The organism is Psychroflexus montanilacus, from assembly GCF_020164535.1.
In the GTDB taxonomy this organism is placed as follows: Bacteria; Bacteroidota; Bacteroidia; order Flavobacteriales; family Flavobacteriaceae; genus Psychroflexus; species Psychroflexus montanilacus.
In genome coordinates this window covers 397361-416868 of sequence record NZ_JAIQZC010000002.1, presented here as the reverse complement: position 1 = coordinate 416868, position 19508 = coordinate 397361, and the positions used below count along the sequence as shown (strand labels likewise).

Annotated in this window: 19 protein-coding genes; all 19 read left to right on the top strand. The window is 36.8% G+C overall.

Annotated elements, in window-relative coordinates; all coding sequences use genetic code 11:
- Positions 1 to 45: 45 nt before the first annotated feature.
- The 19 genes from LB454_RS08745 to LB454_RS08655 all read left to right on the top strand — a co-directional run bounded on the left by LB454_RS08745 (position 46) and on the right by LB454_RS08655 (position 19506).
- On the top strand, positions 46 to 1197 hold the full coding sequence (locus tag LB454_RS08745) for a glycosyltransferase family 4 protein (protein WP_224464283.1): 1152 nt from the start codon (positions 46 to 48) through the stop codon (positions 1195 to 1197).
- Positions 1194 to 2264: a DegT/DnrJ/EryC1/StrS family aminotransferase gene (locus tag LB454_RS08740; protein ID WP_224464282.1), complete on the top strand. Its 1071-nt coding sequence runs from the start codon at positions 1194 to 1196 to the stop codon at positions 2262 to 2264. The genes LB454_RS08745 and LB454_RS08740 overlap by 4 nt, the downstream gene beginning before the upstream one ends.
- Positions 2257 to 2958: a WbqC family protein gene (locus LB454_RS08735; RefSeq protein WP_224464281.1), complete on the top strand. Its 702-nt coding sequence runs from the start codon at positions 2257 to 2259 to the stop codon at positions 2956 to 2958. Before LB454_RS08740 ends, LB454_RS08735 begins: the two co-directional genes overlap by 8 nt.
- Position 2959: 1 nt before the next feature.
- A complete protein-coding gene (locus LB454_RS08730; protein WP_224464280.1) occupies positions 2960 to 3784 on the top strand; it encodes a sulfotransferase family protein in 825 nt (274 codons plus the stop codon).
- Complete coding sequence (locus LB454_RS08725; protein WP_224464279.1) at positions 3774 to 4808, top strand: glycosyltransferase family 2 protein; 1035 nt, start codon at positions 3774 to 3776, stop codon at positions 4806 to 4808. Before LB454_RS08730 ends, LB454_RS08725 begins: the two co-directional genes overlap by 11 nt.
- Positions 4805 to 5377 (top strand): LbetaH domain-containing protein, encoded by a 573-nt coding sequence (locus LB454_RS08720; RefSeq protein ID WP_224464278.1) that lies wholly within the window; start codon positions 4805 to 4807, stop codon positions 5375 to 5377. Before LB454_RS08725 ends, LB454_RS08720 begins: the two co-directional genes overlap by 4 nt.
- 92 nt (positions 5378 to 5469) lie before the next feature.
- A complete protein-coding gene (locus tag LB454_RS08715) occupies positions 5470 to 6858 on the top strand; it encodes an asparagine synthase-related protein (RefSeq protein ID WP_224464277.1) in 1389 nt (462 codons plus the stop codon).
- A gap of 858 nt (positions 6859 to 7716) precedes the next feature.
- The gene (locus LB454_RS08710; RefSeq protein WP_224464276.1) at positions 7717 to 8817 is read left to right on the top strand and encodes a glycosyltransferase; all 1101 of its coding nucleotides are present in this window, start codon (positions 7717 to 7719) and stop codon (positions 8815 to 8817) included.
- Positions 8804 to 9658, top strand: coding sequence for a sulfotransferase domain-containing protein (locus LB454_RS08705; RefSeq protein ID WP_224464275.1), 855 nt, complete (start codon positions 8804 to 8806; stop codon positions 9656 to 9658). The genes LB454_RS08710 and LB454_RS08705 overlap by 14 nt, the downstream gene beginning before the upstream one ends.
- A gap of 61 nt (positions 9659 to 9719) precedes the next feature.
- A complete protein-coding gene (locus LB454_RS08700) occupies positions 9720 to 10061 on the top strand; it encodes a four helix bundle protein (RefSeq protein ID WP_224464274.1) in 342 nt (113 codons plus the stop codon).
- Between the two features lie 79 nt (positions 10062 to 10140).
- Entirely contained in the window at positions 10141 to 11322 is a 1182-nt protein-coding gene (locus tag LB454_RS08695) for a glycosyltransferase family 4 protein (RefSeq protein ID WP_224464273.1), read from the top strand.
- A gap of 3 nt (positions 11323 to 11325) precedes the next feature.
- Entirely contained in the window at positions 11326 to 12180 is an 855-nt protein-coding gene (locus LB454_RS08690) for a sulfotransferase family protein (RefSeq protein ID WP_224464272.1), read from the top strand.
- 11 nt (positions 12181 to 12191) lie between these two features.
- Entirely contained in the window at positions 12192 to 13241 is a 1050-nt protein-coding gene (locus LB454_RS08685; RefSeq protein WP_224464271.1) for an exostosin domain-containing protein, read from the top strand.
- Between the two features lie 5 nt (positions 13242 to 13246).
- Complete coding sequence (locus LB454_RS08680; protein WP_224464270.1) at positions 13247 to 14101, top strand: polysaccharide pyruvyl transferase family protein; 855 nt, start codon at positions 13247 to 13249, stop codon at positions 14099 to 14101.
- Positions 14102 to 14138: 37 nt separating this feature from the next.
- Positions 14139 to 15158 (top strand): glycosyltransferase family 4 protein, encoded by a 1020-nt coding sequence (locus LB454_RS08675; RefSeq protein WP_224464269.1) that lies wholly within the window; start codon positions 14139 to 14141, stop codon positions 15156 to 15158.
- Between the two features lie 20 nt (positions 15159 to 15178).
- Positions 15179 to 16513, top strand: a complete 1335-nt coding sequence (locus LB454_RS08670) for a glycosyltransferase family 2 protein (protein ID WP_224464268.1) — start codon at positions 15179 to 15181, stop codon at positions 16511 to 16513.
- A 285-nt stretch (positions 16514 to 16798) separates the two neighbouring features.
- Entirely contained in the window at positions 16799 to 17614 is an 816-nt protein-coding gene (locus LB454_RS08665; RefSeq protein WP_224464267.1) for a polysaccharide deacetylase family protein, read from the top strand.
- A gap of 294 nt (positions 17615 to 17908) precedes the next feature.
- Positions 17909 to 19006, top strand: coding sequence for a glycosyltransferase family 4 protein (locus tag LB454_RS08660; protein WP_224464266.1), 1098 nt, complete (start codon positions 17909 to 17911; stop codon positions 19004 to 19006).
- Positions 19007 to 19155: 149 nt separating this feature from the next.
- Positions 19156 to 19506: a four helix bundle protein gene (locus LB454_RS08655; protein ID WP_224464265.1), complete on the top strand. Its 351-nt coding sequence runs from the start codon at positions 19156 to 19158 to the stop codon at positions 19504 to 19506.
- Positions 19507 to 19508: the final 2 nt, after the last annotated feature.

Below are 19508 nucleotides of genomic sequence, written 5' to 3'. Positions count from 1 at the left end.
TCCATACAACTAAACGAATACACCATTACTCGAATACACGAAAAAATGAAACTAGTAATTTTCGACGGCACATTCAAAACCACCGCTTTTATCAATCGCCTGATTCAAGGCTTGGTTAAGCATAAAATCGAGGTTTATGTGTTGGGATTTAACGAAGAATTGAATCATAGGATAAAAGAGATTAATTATATAGATTTAGGCAGTGGTCAAAGTCAAATAAGATTCGCGTTGACAAGTTTAAAATGGGGACTGAAATCTGGTTCTTTAATTAAAACTATTATGCTTTTGTTGAGTGGTAAAAAGTCTGAACTTAAACGACAAAACTTAAGTGTGGCTTTAGAACATATTAAGCCAGATATAGTACATCTGCAATGGGTGTCTAACATTAAGTTGTTTGAGGAGCAAGTAGCAGAAAAGAAATTCAAATTTATACTTTCTCAGCGGGGCTATCAAACTAATGTTCGCCCGTTTGTGAATCCAAAGAATTTCGAATATTTACAAAAATGGCTTCCCAAATTTGAAGGTTTTCATTCGGTATCTAAGGCCATTTCTAAAATTGGAGATGAAATCTACTCTGATCCGAATAAAATTGATCAGGTGGTGTACACGGGCTTGGATTTAAATAAATTTGAGTTCCAACCCGAAGTAGTAAAGAATGAAACCTTGCAATTAATTTCAGTAGGTCGACCGCATTGGAAAAAAGGTTACGACTATGCTATCAAAGCCTGTTCACTTTTGCATCAACAAGGTATTAAATTTAAATATACCATCGTGGGTGGTGAGGGAAATGAAGAATTATTATTTTTAATCGATGACTTAGGTCTGCAGGATAAGGTCGAATTAACATCTAAATTGCCCCAAACCAAAGTGTTTGAAATGATGAAAGCTTCAGACTTATTTTTACTACCAAGTCTGGAAGAAGGCATCGCCAACGTTGCCGTCGAGGCTATGGCTTTAGGAACTCCGGTAATATCGACTGATTGTGGTGGGATGCAAGAGTTGATTAATCACGGTAAAATAGGATGGATAGTTCCAGCTCGAGATGAAGAAGCGATAGCTCAGCAAATACTTAATTTTACTGAATTACAGGGAAGCGACATAAAAAGCCTTAAATTGGCTGCACGACTAAAAGTAGAAAAACAACACAACGAAGATAAGATGATAAAAGATATGATGAGGTTATACAAAAGGTTATGATTAACGTCACTAAAACCTTTTTTCCACCAATTGAAGACTATCAAAAGCAAGTCCAGCGCATTTGGGACAATCAGTGGCTGACTAATAATGGGGAGTTGTATAAAGAGTTGTCTGAAAAACTCCAGGAATATCTAGGTGTCAACCACATCATACCCATGACGAATGGCACCTTGCCGATTCAAATCGCCTTAAATGCTTTTGCAAACGGAGGCGAAGTGATTACCACGCCCTTTTCTTATGTGGCGACTACGGCCACTATAGTATGGGAAAAGTGTACGCCTGTCTTTGTAGACATTCATCCAGACTACTTAACCATCGATGAAACAAAAATTGAGGCGGCGATTACCGATAAAACCACAGCCATTTTAGCCACACATGTTTACGGTAATCCTTGCGCAGTAGAAGATATTGAAGCCATTGCTAAAAAGTATCACTTAAAAGTGATTTATGATGCCGCCCATTGTTTTGGTGTCAGCTACAAAGGACAGTCTATTTTTAATTATGGAGATGTCAGCACCTGTAGTTTTCATGCGACTAAGTTATTTCATACCGGTGAAGGTGGAGCCCTATTTTGCCAGGATGAGCCCACCAAACAGGAGATGTGGTACCGGCATAATTTTGGACACGACGGTCCTGAGAAATACCACGGTCTTGGATTGAATGCCAAGATGAGTGAGCTACAGGCGGCAATGGGCTTAAGTGTGTTGCCTTATATGGAACAGATCATGACTGAGCGCAAACGTGTCTGTGAGTATTACGAAGCGCATCTTGATTTTAGTCAATTGAGTAAATTAAAATTAAGAGAACACACTGACTGGAATTACTCTTATTATCCTGTGATTTTTAAAACAGAAAAAGAACTTTTAAACGTAAAAACAAGATTAGAGGAAGAAAACATCAATCCAAGGCGTTATTTTTATCCGAGCTTGGAAGAGCTGCCTTACATAAATTCCAGTCATTGTCCCATTGCCAAAGATATAGCAAGTCGAGTCCTTTGTCTCCCTTTATACACCACATTAAAAGAAAACGATTTGAAAACCATCGTAATCCTTATAAACCATGGCTAATAAGAATACCTCTATGGCGGTCATGCAGCCCTATATATTTCCTTATTTAGGCTATTTTAAGCTCATATCATGTGTAGATCGTTTTATCTTCTACGATAATGTACAATATATCAATCGTGGTTTTGTGCACAGAAATAAAATATTGATCAACGGCGAACCTAATTATTTTAATTTTCAGATTGAAAAGTCGGATCAATTTAAGCCGATTAACCAAGTTAAGCTTAAAAACTTCACCAAGGCTAAAGCTAAGTTGCTCAATCAACTTTATTTTAGTTATAAAAAAGCACCTTTTTTTGAAGAGACATATAGTTTTATCGAAGATCTCTTAAAACCAGAGTTTGAGTATATCTCCAACTTAAATTGTTTTACCTTAGAAGAATTATCTAAAGCTCTTAATCTAGAAACGACCTTCATCCGATCTAGTGAACTAAATTTTGAAAATTTTGAAGCCTTAGGTAAGGAAGACAAACTGGACACCCTAATAGAAAATCAGAAGGCAGGATCAATTGTGATGCCTCCTGGAAGTAAAAAACTCTATAAAGACTGGATCCCGAATGGTGGATGTGAAAAAGAAACTTTGGAAATACCTTCATTCACTTATAAGCAGTTTTCCGATGGATTTGTAAACTATCTATCGATTATAGATGTTTTGATGTTTAATGGGTTTGAGAATACTTCAAAAGCTCTAAGATAAAATGAGAGAGTCAACAATAATTGGTATACATGGAGTACCTAGATCTGGAACTTCCTGGCTGGGTCAACTTATCAATGCCTCATCCAAAGTAAATTTTAAATTCCAACCCTTGTTCTCTTATGCTTTTAAGGATTATTTAAACGAAACGTCTTCCAGAGAACGGATATTAAAGTTTTTTGAGGAAATTTCTAGTAGCGACGATGACTTTATCAACTTAAGGGATAAAGATCTTTTAGGAGAATACCCTAGTTTTAAAAAGGACCAACAACCAACTCACCTTGTGTTTAAGCAAGTGCGATATCACTTTCTGATTGAGCATCTGATTAAAAAAGTTCCTGAAATAAAATTCATATTTATACTCCGACACCCATTGGAGGTTTTGAATTCTTGGCGAAAAGCGCCGAGAGAGTTTAAGCTGGAATGGGATTTTAACAACCAATGGCTGGAAGCCGACTTAAAAAACTTAGGCCGAAAAGAAGAATATTTTGGATACCTCAAGTGGAAAGAAGCCTCAGAATTATTTTTAAGATTAAGTGAGCAATACCCTACTAACGTTGTTTTGGTTCAGTATGATGAGCTAAATCTCAACACAACTTTTGAAGTAAAAAAAATTTATGATTTCATAGGATTGGAAATTGAAGACCAGGTTTTGGACTTCATTACAGAAAGCAGGAATAAGGTGAAAAAGCATCCGAACTCCGTGTTTAAGTCGAGTCGTAATTCAAAAGAACTTTACCAAAAAGAAATTTCACAGGAAATACAGGATTATATAGAAAAAGATTTGAAAGACAGTCCATTAAAAAATAGTTTTAATAATGTTATTTAAGGAATTTAAAGATAAATACGAGCATAAGGCTGTGGAACACTTCCCAACAGAGGTTAAAAGCAAGCCCGTGGTGAGCGTTTGTGTGGTAACTTATAACCACGTCAACTACATTAAGCAATGCTTGGATGGTATTTTGAATCAAAAAGTAGATTTCGATTTTGAACTTCTTGTAGGGGACGATGCTTCTACAGATGGGACACGTGAGATTTGTGTAGAATATGCTGAGAAATATCCAGATAAAATCAGGCTATTTCTTCACCATCGTGAAAACAACATTAGCATAGGAGGAAAGCCTACAGGTCGATTTAATTTTCTATATAACTTATATTCAGCAAAAGGTAAATACATCGCTCTTTGTGACGGCGACGATTACTGGACTGATAAGCTTAAACTACAAAAGCAAGTGGATTTTTTGGAGAGTAATGAGGATTTTGTAATCTGTTACACAAATTGCGGAACTGTAAATCAAAAAAATGAGCTAAGAAATCCTAAGTTTTTACCTCATGCTAAAGATACTGTCTTATCAATTTTTGATTTAATGTTTGTAGCGCCCACTCTTACAAGAGTTTACAGAAATCATGACTACGTTTTATCTGACTACACAAGTATTACTGCTATAGATGCTGCTTATTTAATTGAGCAAATGAAATATGGCAAAGCAAAATACTTAAATATTGTAACTGCTAATTATAGAAAGCACAGGAAAGGGATTTGGAGTCTTAAATCAGAATTAGAAAGAAAAAAAAGTCATTTAGAAGTTCGACTTTATGGATTTAAAAACACAGAAGGCAAGGTCAAACTTAATTTTCTCAAAGCAACTCTGAGATCTTTTATAAAGATCAGAAATTTAGAAAAAAACTCATTTTTTAAGGCATATCAAGAATTTAAATTGCTGTATAAGGATACCAATATATCTTTGAGGCATCGATGTTTTTTAAGTGTTTTTAATTTTTTAAATAACTTTCAAAATGTAAATAAGTTTTTAGTTACAAAACTTCAATTAAAACTAATATCGATGTTATGAAAAAAATTAATCATGTTTTTCAATATTTCATAATTCCGAAGCTTTTTAAAATGATAAACTCAAATGAAGCCTTAGAAGATATTCGTTACTATTACCAGTTGCGAGGCTGTAACTCAATTAAAACCTCAGATTTCCATCGTTTTAAGCACTTGATGAAATACTATCCTGAGTTTGTATTTATTTTTCAATGGCGCACCGGACTTTTGAACACTAGACTCAAGCGACTTTTTAACTATCCAAACTATCAATGCAAGATTTTTAAAAGCACGAAAATTGAAGGGGGATTAAGCTGCTTTCATCCCTTTGCTACGGTCATCAATGCCAAATCCATCGGTCAAAATTTTGAGTTTAGAAATGGTTTAACCATCGGCAACAAAAATAATGATAATAGCCTTTTACCTACTATTGGCGATAATGTTACCGTAGGAGCCAACGTCTGTATCATCGGAAACATTAGTATCGGCAATAATGTGGTCATCGGCGCTGGGAGTGTCGTCGTTAAAGATGTACCTGATGATGTTGTGGTGGCGGGGAATCCAGCGAAAGTGATAAAGCGGTTAGTCGAATAGTCGTATAATGGAGTAGTGGTGAAGTCGAATCCCGCTGTACAATTCTACGAATATACTATTACACCAATATACCAATAAACGAATACATAAATATGCGAAGTATTAAGACCAAAATCATCCCCATCCACCAAACCTTTGTCAAGATAAAAGGCGAGCCAGAAGAACTGGACTACAAAGCTATTTGTTTATTTGCGGCTACGGGATTTTTTTGGGACGATTCAACCTATTGGAAGCATAAAAAAGTATTAAGACCAGGTACGATTAATGACATTGATGAAGATGGCTACTTGCTGAGTTCGAAGCCCTGGTTTAACTGGTCTTATGAGCCGAAAGACCAAAGTTTTGATGCTTCTCTTCAACAGTATAAGGAGTTGTTTGAGCAAATTATTAACGAGCAAATTGGGAATCAGCAGGCGATTTCACCCTTATCGGGAGGTCTGGATAGTCGGAGTCAGGCGGTGGCGCTTCATAACTTAGGAAAGCAAGTGACGTCTTATTCGTACTCTTTTCAAGGCGGGTATAAAGAGCATCAGATCAGTCAGCAAATTGCTAAAGCTTGTAAGTTCGACTTCCAGGCGTTTGAAATTCCGTCCAGTTATCTTTGGGACAAGATCGATGAATTGGCTGAGATCAATCAGTGCTATTCAGAATTTACCCATCCCCGGCAAATGGCAGTTCTGGAGGACTTCAAACACATGCAAGGTATCTTTTCACTTGGGCATTGGGGCGATGTACTGTTTGATAAGGGAGGCGATGAAGGCATTCAGGATAAAGATCTGGTGAGTTACATCCACAAAAAAGTGATCAAAAAAGGCGGGATAGAACTAGCTCAGCAGTTGTGGAAGTCCTGGGAATTGGAAGGTGACTTTGACGCCTACTTAAAAGACACCACCCAAAGCTTATTGAATCGCATCGACATCCAAAACACCTCCGCTAAAGTCAGAGCCTTTAAATCGATGTATTGGGCGCCACGCTGGACCAGCATTAACCTAAGCGTATTTGAAGCGGCACATCCCATTACGTTGCCTTATTACGATAACCGTATGTGTCAGCTGATTTGTGAAATCCCAGAAGAACATCTAGCTGATCGCCAACTACAAATTGAATACATCAAGCGCAACAACCCAGAAGTCGCCAACATCACCTGGCAGGATCAAAAGCCGTTTAATTTGATGAATTTCCACAAGAATAAAGCCCCTTATAACTTGCCTTATCGCATCACCGACAAACTTAAACGCGTCCTTCAAGAAAAAGCAGGTAGGAAATTCATCCAGCGCAACTGGGAATTGCAGTTTTTAGGAAAGAAAAATGAGAAACAGCTGGAGTCGTATTTATTTGATGAGGACTTTAAAGGCTTTATAGATACCTCAGTGGTTAAAGAGCTTTATCATAACTTTCAAACCAGAGATCCCGTGTATTATTCGCATCCGGTGAGCATGTTGTTGACTTTGAGTGTTTGGAATAGGAGGAATTTAGAGTAGTCGTGTATTCGAATAATCGTTTAATGGGAAAGAGAAGATGATCAAAGTCTTTTTGTTTGCCCCAGCCCGCCTTAGGCGGGAGCAAAAAGTCTTTAGGATAAAAAAGTCTAAAAAGTAAGCTGCGTTCCCTTTAGGGTTAGGGCAGTCGCAGCGATTTATAGTCTTCAATTTTGTTTCAGCATCGAGATGTACTTAATGAACATTGTGCAAAAGTTCTCGACTCCGCTCGAACATAAACAGGATGCTAAGGTCACTATATTTTTATTCAAATTAAATTATTTTTTTAACTGGTGGCTGAGTAATTCCAACATTTTCGTTGGGATTGTACCTGTCTGCCGGCAGGCAGGTCGAAGCTACCAGAAACGTCATTTCGATACATTCCGCTGAAAAAGCGGAACACTCAATGACCGAATTAAGCTTGATAGACGAGACGGTCCTGTCTAATTATTCAGGCGGGCCTTCCAAGTAAACCTGCCTGCCAGAGGCACGACAGGCAGGCGCAGGCAGGCTCGAACTGACAAAACACTCAACCTTTTAGCTAGCCAATCCTAGGCATCTCAATAGATTAGGTTCAGGTCTAAAAGAGGAACTAAACAAATAATTAAATATTTTTGTCACCCTGAATTTATTTCAGGGTTTTAAAATTTCGAAGATTTAATAAAATAATATAAGAATTGGTCTAAGGGTTTAATTTCATATTAAAAATCTAAACTCATAAGGTGCTGAAACTCCCGACCATTCGGGGCAGCATGACACTAAATATTTACGATCTTATCTTGAACATAAACAAATTTGAAATGCTATTTTTGACCTAATTAACCAATACACCATTACACGACTACTCTATTACACGAAACAATGAAAAAACTAAAAATCCTCTACACCATCCCCAACTTCGACACGGCCGGTAGCGGCAAGGTAGTGTATGATCTGGTGAAGGGTTTGGATAAGGAGCGTTTTACCCCTGAGATTTTGGTAAAACATACTAGGGGTGCATTTTTTAAGGAGGTGGAACAACTCGGGGTGCCGATTCATGTCTTTGATTATGAAACGGGTTACAAACCCATTTGGTCCTTTCCCTTTCGATTATTGAAAGTGGTTTGGTTTTTTAAACAACACGACTGGGATATCGTCCATTCCTGGCACTGGAGCTCTGACTTTTCAGAACCTCTGGCAGTGAGGCTGGCTGGAAAGAAATTTGTGTATACGAAAAAAGCCATGGGCTGGGGGAATAAAGCCTGGGTTTGGAGGTCTAAGCTAAGCCATCAGGTAATCGCCATCAATAAAGACATGATGACTGAATTCTTTAATCCGATTCCATCAGTTAAAGCGACCTATTTGCCGTTGGGCCTGGATACCGATTTTTATTCTCCAAGGGATTATCACCAGCCTACAGCTGTGATGAATGGAATTTCTAAAACTGACTTTGTAGTGATTTCAGTCGTCAATATGGTAGAAGTGAAAGGCATTGAAATTCTGATTGAAGCTGTGATACAGTCTCAAATCCCCAATATCAAATTGCTATTGGTGGGGAATGATCAAACAGATTATGTGAAAGCTTTAAAGGATAAGTATTTGCCTGAGTATTCTAATATTACCTTTACAGGCAAACAGCAGGAAGTGCAGAATTTTTTGTCCATTGCAGATGTGTTTGTCATTCCAACCAAAAATGAAGGCAAACGGGAAGGCATGCCGATTGCACCAGTAGAGGCGATGAGCATGGGTGTGCCCGTGATAGGCTCTAAAGTCTCAGGCATCACTGATATTTTAGAAGGCTTTGAAGACTGGCTATTCGAAGCCAGTAATGTAAAAGACCTTACTGAATTACTTCATAAAGCGCAGCAATTGTCAACTAACGAATTGAAAACAATTGGAGGACAGATGCGACAAAATGTGATAGAGAAGTATGCTTTTGAAACCTTTATAAATTCCAGAGAAGTCGTGTATGAGTCAATTTAATAAACATGTGATTGTGGTGGGCACCGCCCGAAGTGGCACTAGCTGGCTAAGTGAAAACATGGCTAAGGTCTTTCGTTACCGGATGCTTTTTGAGCCGGAACATACCGAGAGAACTAAAAGCGGTCATTTAATTGCCGACCAGTTGATTATAAATAGCAATTATCTCGAGTATAAAGAAGGACTAAAGTATCTGGAACACGTCTTAAAAAACCGGGTGAACTCCGACTGGATCGCTCAAAACTCGAACCGAAAGTATAAAATGCACTTGTGGCCATTCCTCCCCAAACAATTCATCATAAAATTCGTTCGAGGAAACCTAATGGCTCCTTTTTTAAATCAGTATTACGACATTCCAGTAGTTCATGTGATTAGGAACCCTTATGAGGTAATCAAATCTCAGCAGCGGGTCAAATTTCCCTGGCTCTACGACTTGTCTTATTTTGCAAAGCAAAATGATCTCAAAAATATTTTGGCCGATAAGTATCAAGTCCATGTTGAAGACTATAAATCTAAAAGTGTAGTGGAGATTTTGGCTTTGCGTTGGTGTATAGAAAATGTAGTGGTGATTGAAGATTTAAATGCAAATCAATCCCAAAATTACCACATCGTCAAACATGAAGATTTAAGAACAGATGTTGGGGTGTATAAAAACCTGTGCGCTACTTTAGGAATTGAGGTTTTAGATGGCATTGAAAAAGAGTACAAAAAACCTTCCACTAAAGCGCACCCCAAGTCAACAGTAAGAGGTCAAAATGATGACAGGGAGTTTTTGAATGAGGGCGAGAAAGGATTAATTTTGAAGGTGCTGGAGAAATTTGGGCAGAAATTTTATGAACTGTAATTTCGAATAATCGAATAGTCGAGTAGTCGTATATTCGAATACACAAAAAAAACTCACTATTATGAACCATAAAGAATTAGATGTGTGGAAAGTCAGTATAGAGCTTGTGACTTTGATCTACAAGCACACCGAAAATTTTCCAAAAAACGAACAATTTGGTTTGACTAATCAAATTAGACGCTCAGCTGTTTCTATTCCTTCAAATATAGCAGAAGGTAGTGGAAGAAATGGCTGGAAAGAGCTTCATAACTTTGTTAGCTATTCGATCGGTTCAGCAGCTGAATTAGACACACAGCTAATTATAGCAAAAAATCTAAATTACCTTAACGCTGAAGCTGAAGAATCTTTGTTTTCTATGATAGAAAAAACCAGAAATTATTATCAGGATATAAGAAGTATGTAAAAAGTAAAATTTGAACCTTATTTTCGAATAGTCGAATAGTCGAATAGTCGAATACACCAATACACCAATACACCAAAAAATGACCATCACCCTCATCCTTCCACAACCACCAGGTTATTCTGAAACCTTTTTTAGATCCAAGATCCAGGGGCTTCAAGAGAGTGGGCATGAAGTGATTTTGGTAACAGCGGCTACAGAGACCATATTTGAGGCCTGTAAGCATCTAAAGCATCCTAAAGTGAGCAAAAATAACTTAGTTCAAGTCTTCAAAATGCTGATTGTTTTTATAGGCTTACTTCCATACATAAAAAGACTAATTAAGTTCATTCAACTAGAGCGTAAAGAAGAGAGTGGCTTCAAAAAGATTCTTGAAAAAATCTACATCAACGCTACCTTATTAAAGATCAAAACAGACTGGCTGCATTTTGGCTTCGCTACTATGGCAGTAGATAGGGAGTTAGTGGCTAAAGCCATAGGTGCTAAATTAGCGGTTAGTTTAAGAGGCTATGATATGGATGTCTATCCTTTAAAACAAAAAAACTGTTATTCTTTACTTTGGAAACAGGTGGATAAAGTGCATAGCATCTCTAAGTACTTGTTTCATAAAGCTTATGGTTTAGGTTTGTCACCTCATTTAGATTATGAAATTATCACTCCTGCTGTTGACTTTGAAAGGTTAAAATCCCTTCCAAAGCATCAGGCAGAAAGTTCAGGGAAATTAAAATTATTAACGATAGCCAGGTTACACTGGATCAAAGGCATTGATGACTTGATAGAAACTGCGAGCTATCTAAAAGAAAAAAACATTGACTTTGAATGGAGCATCATTGGTGAAGGTGACATAAAACATACAGAACGTTACCTTCACCACGTTTATCAAAAGAAATTGAAAGATCACATAAGGTTTTTAGGCAAACAAACACATCAGGAAACCTTAAACTATCTTAGTGAAAGTGATGTTTATGTTCAAACTAGTTTGAGCGAAGGTTTTTGCAATGCAGTTTTAGAGGCTCAGGCTTTAGGTCAAGTTTGCATTGCGTTTGATTCTGGTGCTTTAAAGGAAAACATCGTACATAACCAAACAGGCTTGCTGGTTCCAAAAGCTCAGCCTAAATTATTAGCTGAGAAAATTTGGGAAGTGATTCAGCTCAATGAAGAGGATAAGAGAAAAATTCAAGAAAAGGCGATAAAAAGAGTTCAAAATCAATTTACTTTGAAACAGCAAAAGGAGAAGTTTAATGCGTTTTATAATTATAGATAGGCTATGAGTGTTATTTTATGTGCTGGAATTTCAGTAAGGTCTGGAACAAATTTTATGGGGAGCATTTTTTCAGAAATCAAGTCGGTAGACAGTTTGCCAAAATCAACTTCCAAAGGCGAATTCCCTTTTTTTCCAGATAAAACTATTAGTCATTACCAGGAATGGGTAAGAAATTTCAACTCCACTTTTTTTGCTTCTCCAGCTATTGACGCTAAGAAGATGGCCCCTTATTTTGCAAAAGGCTTCTTAGACTACCTGCGTCATGACTTTGAGCTTGAAAAAAAGGCACTGTTTTTAAAAAATCCTTCTTTGTATAACTTAGAATGGTTTTACGAATTTTTCCCTGAAGGTAAGCTCATCATCTTAACACGATCTGCTCCAGATTTAATCGCCTCTTCCCTGAAGGCTTCAACTTTGATTAGAAACAGTAAATCTGACTTTTCTAAACTGAAATCTAAGATTAAAACACGTTCTGGATACAATATGTATACGTATTCCAAAGCTTATGTGAAACACACCAACCAGTTACTTAAGTTGAGAGAGGAACTTAAAGGGCGGTACCTAGAAGTGAAATACGAAAGCATCGTTCAAGAGCCTGAAAAATACATCAGGCAAATATTTGAGTATGCTAATGTTGAATATACAGAGCAAGAACTTCAAAATGCTGTAAATGCGAAAGTAGTGGGTTCATCTTATTTTGGAAGAAAAAAACACGTTCAGAATTGGGGTAAGCTTGAAAAAACTAAAGACTTTAAATCTATAGGAAGATATAAGGACTGGAATTGGTATAATCGGTTTGTCTATAACCGTATCGCTAGAAAAAGCAATGCTCTGGTGGGATATGATCATAAGCTATAGATAAAAAACCAATGCAAAATATTCATTACTTATCTTCTCATTATAATCCTGCTTTTAGAGGACAGCTCTTCCCTTATTTGAAACCTTTCATTAAATCCTCAAGGTTTACAGATTTGGAACGTGTAGAGATGTATCAGGTTTCTGAAACAGAGGTTGAATATGTGACTAATATTAAGGCTGCAGACATCTGCATATTGACGATGTCCTGGAATTACTATGTAGAGCATAATTTAGTTGATAAAGCCAAACAGTATATTTTAGAGGCAAATGCTAAGGGGAAACAAGTGTGGACCTGGATGTCTGGTGATTTTGGAGTAGATTTGAAGTTAGAAGCAGATTATCTAGTTTTTCGCAACTCTGGACATAAAAGTCAGTTGTCAGAACAGCATATAGGGATGCCCGTATTTATTGGTGATCCATTACAGAAGTTTTACAAGACTTCACAACTAAGCTTGCCTGACTATGATTCTAAACCTATCGTTGGGTTTTGTGGCCAGGCCAATTCAAGTCTGAAGCAGGTTTTAAAAGAGCATTTGATTCGTTTACACCATCTCATGAGGTTCAAAATAGGTAAAACAAAAAATCCTCCCCAGCCCATTCAGTCGACTTCTCTGTTAAGGGCTCAGCTTTTGGATAGATTGGAAGCTTCTAAGGTAGTGACCACCAATTTCATCAGAAGAGAAAAGTATAGGGCAGGAGTGACTAGACATAAGGATAAACACCAAACGACACAGGAATTTTACGATAACATCAAAGATTCTCACTATGTGCTATGTGTAAGGGGTGGAGGCAATTTTTCAGTCCGCTTTTATGAGACCTTAGCCATGGGACGCATTCCTGTTTTTATCAACACCGATTCTTTATTACCTTTAGAAAATAAGATAAACTGGAAGGAACACTGTGTATGGGTTGACTTTAAAGATAGGGGTAAAGTTTCAGAAAAAGTCAAATTCTTTCATGAGGCTCATACTCAAGAAAGTTTATACAGCTTAATGCAGGCCAATCGAAAACTATGGGAAAATCAACTAAGAATTGGAAATTTTTTTAAAACTATTACATAAATTAAATGAAGTACTATTATTACATATATGATTATTTTAAAACTTCTTATTATAACCTTAAGTCTATAATTTTAAAAGTTAAAGGGGAAAAGGTAATAGTTTCAAAGTTTGCGGATGTTAGAAATTTTGGAGATAATTTTAATTTCGATTTAATTAAGTATTTCGGATATAATTTAATTTGGACTAAAGATTATAAAAAAAGCCAAGTTTCTCTAACTGGATCTATTTTAGGATCTTACCTAAATGATTTTAATGGATTTATACTTGGAAGTGGTTTTATAAGATCTGGTTTTAAAAGGTTTCCAAATGATTGGAAAGTAAAATTAATAAGAGGTCCACTTTCAGCCCAACAATGCTCAGCTAAAGATGTTGTTTATGGTGATCCAGGGCTACTTGCTTCAATAGTTTACAATGACCTCAAAAAGACAAAAAAATATAAATTAGGAATAATTCCTCATAGTCAAGATTACGATAGTTTAAAAAGTCTTGAATTTAATGATGTACTGATCATTAACCCTAGAGAGAAAAGTAGATTAGTAGCTTCTAATGTTTTGAAGTGTGAAGCAATTGGTTCGTCATCTCTCCATGGTTTAATCTTTGCTGACTCATTTGGAATACCAAATATTCATATTAAACTTTCAGATAAGTTAACTGGGGGGAATCATAAATTTGTAGATTATTATTCAGCATTCAATATTAAACATGACTTTATAGATTTAAGAAGTGAGAAATTTGATATTAAAGCTATTAATCAAATTAAACAGAAATCAAAAATAAATTTTGAAAAGTTAGAATTAGTAAAAATTAAAGAAAATATCATTAGGGTTATGTCTGAAAATCTTCAGTTTATTTTTAAATAATTTGATTTTAATAGCTAGAAAGTATTAATTCACGAGTATGAGAGTTTTATTAGTAGATACAATAAATAATATTCCTAGCCATAAACAATACCAGGATTTAGCATTGAAGCTTTCTCAAAAAGGGCATGAAGTATATCATTTGTCTGATACCAAGAGAGCAGATTATGGTTTAATTAAAGTTATTTTCTATAATAAAAACGATCATTTTTTTTTATTGGCTCAGCAGTATTATAAAGTGTTCAGAAGAATTAAACCTGATGTTGTTATCTCGACATTTAGATCAAACATTTATGTTGACTTACTTTCTTATCTTATTAATTTCAAATGGTATGCTACCTATCAAAGCGCATTTTTTAAAAAATCTTTAATAAATAGATTAAGATATCGTAGTCTAGACAATATGATAACTTTGTCTAGCAATATGAAAAGTGAATTAGTTAAAATTTATCCACATCTTAAAAATCGAATTCAAGTTGTACCTAATTCAATAAATTTTGAATTTAAAGGGGAAATTTTTAAAAAAAATATTTTACTCCACGTAGGTAACGACCTTATTAATGCTGAGGGTAATCTAGTTAAGGGAACAGACTTACTAATAAAGGCATTTAATTTATCTAAAGAGTCTTTACCTCAAGATAGCGAACTACATATTATAGGTGCTTATTCTGAGCAGTTTAAGAGCAAAAATTATTATAAAAATGTTGTTTTTTTAGGCAGAAGAAGCCATAATGAAGTTTTGCAACATATGTCTAAGGCAAGAGTTTTTGCTTTACCAAGTAGAAATGAAGCCTTTGGGCAAGTATATATTGAAGCAATGCAGTATGGATGTACCCTCATAGGAGCAGAGAAAACAGGGGCTGTTGATATCATAGAAAAAGGTGTTTATGGATTCCTGATATCTCAGGAAAGTGAGTTGGAACTCTCTCAGGCGATTGACAATTCTTTCAATTTATATGAATCACCAGAAAACTGTATTGAGGTTTATAAAGAAAAAATAAACGAATTTTCAAGAGATTCTTGGTTAAATAGAATGCTAAGCTTAGTTACACATGAATAGTTAATAAGGATATATTTTTGATGCCAATATTTAATTTTCTCAAATACGTTCAACCGACTCATTATTTTCATCTTCTTAGAGAAAACGAAGAAAGTGTCTTTCCAATAGTTGAGAAATTAGATGCTTTTTATTTTGATCAAGTTCCTAAAGACGAAGCCTATCAGTCAAATGAAGCCAGGGTTTATGATCAATCCTGGCGGATGATCCAGAAAGGCTATATTGGAGAGGCTACCAAGTATTCTGAATTTGAAAGCCTTCCACTTGTTGATGAATACCGTTTTGTTAGAAAAAATTTCCATAAAGCCTGGGTGCTCTACGTATTACTTATTCGACTAGCCTCGTTTAAAAATCCGTTTAAAGAAGTAACAGCCTATTTTAAGACACGACAAGTCAAACATGTGAATGAACATCAACATCCCATAGATTACCCAGAGTATAAGGATTTTCAATCTGAATTGATTCAGCAGAATCCTTTGGTGTCTGTCATCATCCCGACCTTAAATCGGTATAGCTACCTCAAAGATGTGCTGAAAGATTTAGAACAACAGGAGTATACTAATTTTGAAGTGATTGTAGTCGACCAGTCGGAGCCCTTTCAAAAAGAATTTTATGAAGAATTCAATTTGAATATCAATTTAATATACCAGGAAGAAAAAGCCCTCTGGTTAGCCAGGAATAAGGCCATCAAACAAAGTAAGGGAAATTATATTTTACTTTTCGACGATGATTCCCGAGTGGATACAGATTGGATCACTGAACATCTTAAAACCTTAGATTATTTTAAGTCTGATTTGTCCTCAGGAGTGTCGATTTCAACTCATGGGGCCAAAATACCCGCTAATTATGCGCATTTTGGCATCAGTAGTCAGCTGGATACTGGTAATGTTTTGTTGAAAAAAGGCATTTTTAAAGACATCGGTTTATTCGATCGCCAATTTGAAAAGCAACGTATGGGCGACGGAGAGTTTGGACTACGAGCATATCTGGCAGGCTATCAAAACATTTCTAATCCTTACGCTAAGCGGCTGCACTTAAAAGTCGGTTCTGGAGGCTTACGCCAGATGGGAAGCTGGGATGGTTTTCGACCTAAAAAATGGCTGGATCCCAGACCCATTCCGAGTGTCGTCTATTTATTTAGGAAATACCATGGAAATGAAGCCGCCAGGTTAGCTCTTCTTAAAACTGTCCCTAGTTCCATTATGCCGTATCGCTATAAGAGTAACTCGTTGATGATGGTGGTAGGTGTGTTGATAAGTATTTTGATTTCCCCTTTGGTGCTGGTTCAGGTCTTTAAATCCTGGTCCTTGGCGAGTGATAAGCTGAAGGAAGGCGCGAAGATTGAAGAGTTGGAATAGTTGTTCGTTTTTGGTTGACAGTTCACCGTCCAAAAAAACACCTTTATGATCTCTACCTGACCAGTAAGGCAGGCCCTCAAGGGGGATAGTTAATGTAGGAAATCATCCCTTGCCTGTACTGAGCCTCTCGAAGTGAGGGAGGACTAAGGAGGGTGTTTAGTTGAATCCTTCTGTAATTGTATATTTGTCTATAGTTGATGGTTCACAGCTTCCGTTAACCGACAACGGAAAACGCACAACCGTAAACAATAAACGCTGAACGAACAACAATAAACTAACAACGAATTGAAAAAAATCATTTTAATCTGGGATTTTGACGGGGCAATAGGACTTATCAACGCCTCTTACCCATATAACTATAATTATTCAAATCTCAAACGAGAGCAGGATCAGGTCAAACTAGTTTTAGACCTTCTTGATCAGTATCAAATTAATTGCTGTTTTGCGATTACTGGATTTTCAGCAGAAGAAGGGATTGAGCCTTATACTTTTCCAAAGTTAATTAAAGAGATACATGATCGCGGTCATGAAGTAGCTTCGCATTCCTGGCGACACGAATGGTCCTCGATTTTTCAGTGGAATCAGGTAGATAAGAGCTTAAAAAGAAGTCAGTTAGCGCTGGAAAAGGCGATTGGAAATCAACAAAAAATAACAGGCTTTGTGCCTCCACATAACCGACCTATGTCATGGCTAAAGCGTGGTGCTTTTAGTTGGGGAGACCGTGGTGTGTATCCTTTTTTTAAGGCTGCAGATAATGAGTCGATTATTAAATTATTGAAAAAGAACCAATACAAATGGGTAAGGGTGACTTTTAAAACCATAGTTCAAAAACTGTTCAAAGTCAAACGTAATCCTACAGGGCGAGTGATCAATTACAAAGGGATCACCGTTCTGGAAAATCACTACACGGGTTTTGACTCTTATATCGTAGATCATATTCTGAATACTAATCATCCAACCTACACCATCAGCGCCCACCCCTTAATGTTGGATTTCCCTAACAAAAAAGAGAGCCTGGCGAATTTTAAAAACTTTTTGGAACAGTTGATAGCTTCTGGTCAAGACATTGAATTCGTAAGGCCGATGGATTTGGAGAAATAGTTTCCAGTTTTTAGTTGACAGTTGACAGTTGACAGTTCACAGTCGACAATCTAAGCCCTCCGAAGGGGATAGTTATAGGAGAAATCCATCCCTAGCCTGTGCTGAGCTTGAATAAGTGAGGTAGCCTGGCTGTCTATCATGGCAAAGTCAGGGCAAGGAGGGTGTTTAGTTAAATCCTTCTGTAGTTGTATATTTGTCTATAGTTGATGGTTCACGGCTACCGTCAACGGACAACGAACAACGAACGACCGTAAAAATAAACGCTCAACGAACAACAGTAAACTTAAAACGAACTTGAAAAAAATCCTCTTCCTCACTTCCGAGCTCCCTCCCCAACCAGGGGGAATTGGCAATCATGCCCATCAGCTGGCGAACTATTTATCTGAGTTTTATGAGGTGATTGTGGTGGCCGATCAGCGTTCTGAAGATGGAGCAGAAGAACGTGAGTTTGATAGCAAGCAAAAGTTTTCAGTGGTTCGGGTCAAACGCAAGTCAACTATCGTCATCACTTACATTCAACGTTTATTGACCAGTTTTAAGTCGCTGAAGTCAAATGATTTATTGTTAGTCTCTGGTAAATTTCCGTTGTGGGTGGGCGGAGTTTTATCCTTGTTCTCTTCAAAGCCTATAGTGGCGATCATTCATGGCAGTGAAGTTCAGCTTTCCAATGCGTTAGCCAGGACCTTCACCAACTGGTCTTTAAAACGCTTGGATCATGTGATTTCCGTTTCACGATTTACACTCAAATTGATTGAAGATTTAGGTTTAACATCCACCAGTGTGATTCCTAACGGATTTGACAAACCGAAATTTGAAGTTGAGGATTTTTCTATTCAACATTCAGTTACTATACAACTCATTACCGTGGGTAACTTAACCCAACGTAAAGGTCAGCATAACGTCATCAAAGCTCTGCCTCAACTTTTAAAGGCTTATCCAAAACTGATTTACCATTGTGTAGGCATTCCGACCAATCAAAAGCAGTTGATGGAGTTGGCGAAAAGCTTAAACATTGAAAAGTATGTTCAGTTTCACGGCCGAGTGATAGAAAAAGAGAAATTTCAACTGCTGCAACAATCCGATGTATTTATGATGCTCAGTGAGCAAACCACTACTGGTGATGTGGAAGGCTTCGGCATTGCGATTCTGGAAGCCAATGCTGTGGGATTGCCAGCCATCGGCAGCATCAACTGTGGCATTGAAGATGCGATTAGGCAGGAGTATTCTGGACTTCTGGTTAATCCTCATGATGTCCCTCAAATTTTCACGGCAGTCAATAAAATCATTACTAACAAAAGTCAATATGCTAAACAGGCCAAAGCCTGGAGCACTCATTTTACCTGGGATAAAATCGGAAAGCAATATGTGGAGGTGTTGGGGGAGTTCGAATAGTGGTATAATGGTATAGTCGTATATTTGTCTCGTTTACAGTTTATCGTTCACAGTTTACCGCTAATAGTTTAATATCAGATGAAAGCGCATAACATTAAACGAAAAGCGAGCAACAGTAGGCGCTCAACGAATAACGAAAAACTATTGCAATGGATTACAAAGATCTTGATGCGTGGAAAGAATCAATGAAGCTGGTTCAACTTGTTTATGAATTAACCCAGGACTTTCCAAATGAAGAAAAGTTTGGATTGGTAAGTCAATTGAGAAGGGCATCTGTTTCCATTCCATCAAATATAGCTGAAGGGCAAAGTAGAAACTCTAATAAAGACTATAAACGATTTGTTGAAATTGCTTTAGGTTCGTCTTTGGAACTAGAAACTCAGCTCATTATAGCTTCGAGATTAAAATTAATCAAATCAGATCATCAAGTTTTTAATCAAACGGAAACTGTGAAGAAGATCATTCACGGGTTAATTCGATTTTTAAAGAAAAATAGCTAATA

What these genes read in the sequence shown, in the direction of transcription:
- LB454_RS08745 (WP_224464283.1), top strand. Translation starts at nt 46, where the DNA reads ATGAAACTAGTAATTTTCGACGGCACATTCAAAACCACCGCTTTTATC.
- LB454_RS08740 (WP_224464282.1), top strand. Translation starts at nt 1,194, where the DNA reads ATGATTAACGTCACTAAAACCTTTTTTCCACCAATTGAAGACTATCAA.
- LB454_RS08735 (WP_224464281.1), top strand. Translation starts at nt 2,257, where the DNA reads ATGGCTAATAAGAATACCTCTATGGCGGTCATGCAGCCCTATATATTT.
- LB454_RS08730 (WP_224464280.1), top strand. Translation starts at nt 2,960, where the DNA reads ATGAGAGAGTCAACAATAATTGGTATACATGGAGTACCTAGATCTGGA.
- LB454_RS08725 (WP_224464279.1), top strand. Translation starts at nt 3,774, where the DNA reads ATGTTATTTAAGGAATTTAAAGATAAATACGAGCATAAGGCTGTGGAA.
- LB454_RS08720 (WP_224464278.1), top strand. Translation starts at nt 4,805, where the DNA reads ATGAAAAAAATTAATCATGTTTTTCAATATTTCATAATTCCGAAGCTT.
- LB454_RS08715 (WP_224464277.1), top strand. Translation starts at nt 5,470, where the DNA reads ATGCGAAGTATTAAGACCAAAATCATCCCCATCCACCAAACCTTTGTC.
- LB454_RS08710 (WP_224464276.1), top strand. Translation starts at nt 7,717, where the DNA reads ATGAAAAAACTAAAAATCCTCTACACCATCCCCAACTTCGACACGGCC.
- LB454_RS08705 (WP_224464275.1), top strand. Translation starts at nt 8,804, where the DNA reads ATGAGTCAATTTAATAAACATGTGATTGTGGTGGGCACCGCCCGAAGT.
- LB454_RS08700 (WP_224464274.1), top strand. Translation starts at nt 9,720, where the DNA reads ATGAACCATAAAGAATTAGATGTGTGGAAAGTCAGTATAGAGCTTGTG.
- LB454_RS08695 (WP_224464273.1), top strand. Translation starts at nt 10,141, where the DNA reads ATGACCATCACCCTCATCCTTCCACAACCACCAGGTTATTCTGAAACC.
- LB454_RS08690 (WP_224464272.1), top strand. Translation starts at nt 11,326, where the DNA reads ATGAGTGTTATTTTATGTGCTGGAATTTCAGTAAGGTCTGGAACAAAT.
- LB454_RS08685 (WP_224464271.1), top strand. Translation starts at nt 12,192, where the DNA reads ATGCAAAATATTCATTACTTATCTTCTCATTATAATCCTGCTTTTAGA.
- LB454_RS08680 (WP_224464270.1), top strand. Translation starts at nt 13,247, where the DNA reads ATGAAGTACTATTATTACATATATGATTATTTTAAAACTTCTTATTAT.
- LB454_RS08675 (WP_224464269.1), top strand. Translation starts at nt 14,139, where the DNA reads ATGAGAGTTTTATTAGTAGATACAATAAATAATATTCCTAGCCATAAA.
- LB454_RS08670 (WP_224464268.1), top strand. Translation starts at nt 15,179, where the DNA reads ATGCCAATATTTAATTTTCTCAAATACGTTCAACCGACTCATTATTTT.
- LB454_RS08655 (WP_224464265.1), top strand. Translation starts at nt 19,156, where the DNA reads ATGGATTACAAAGATCTTGATGCGTGGAAAGAATCAATGAAGCTGGTT.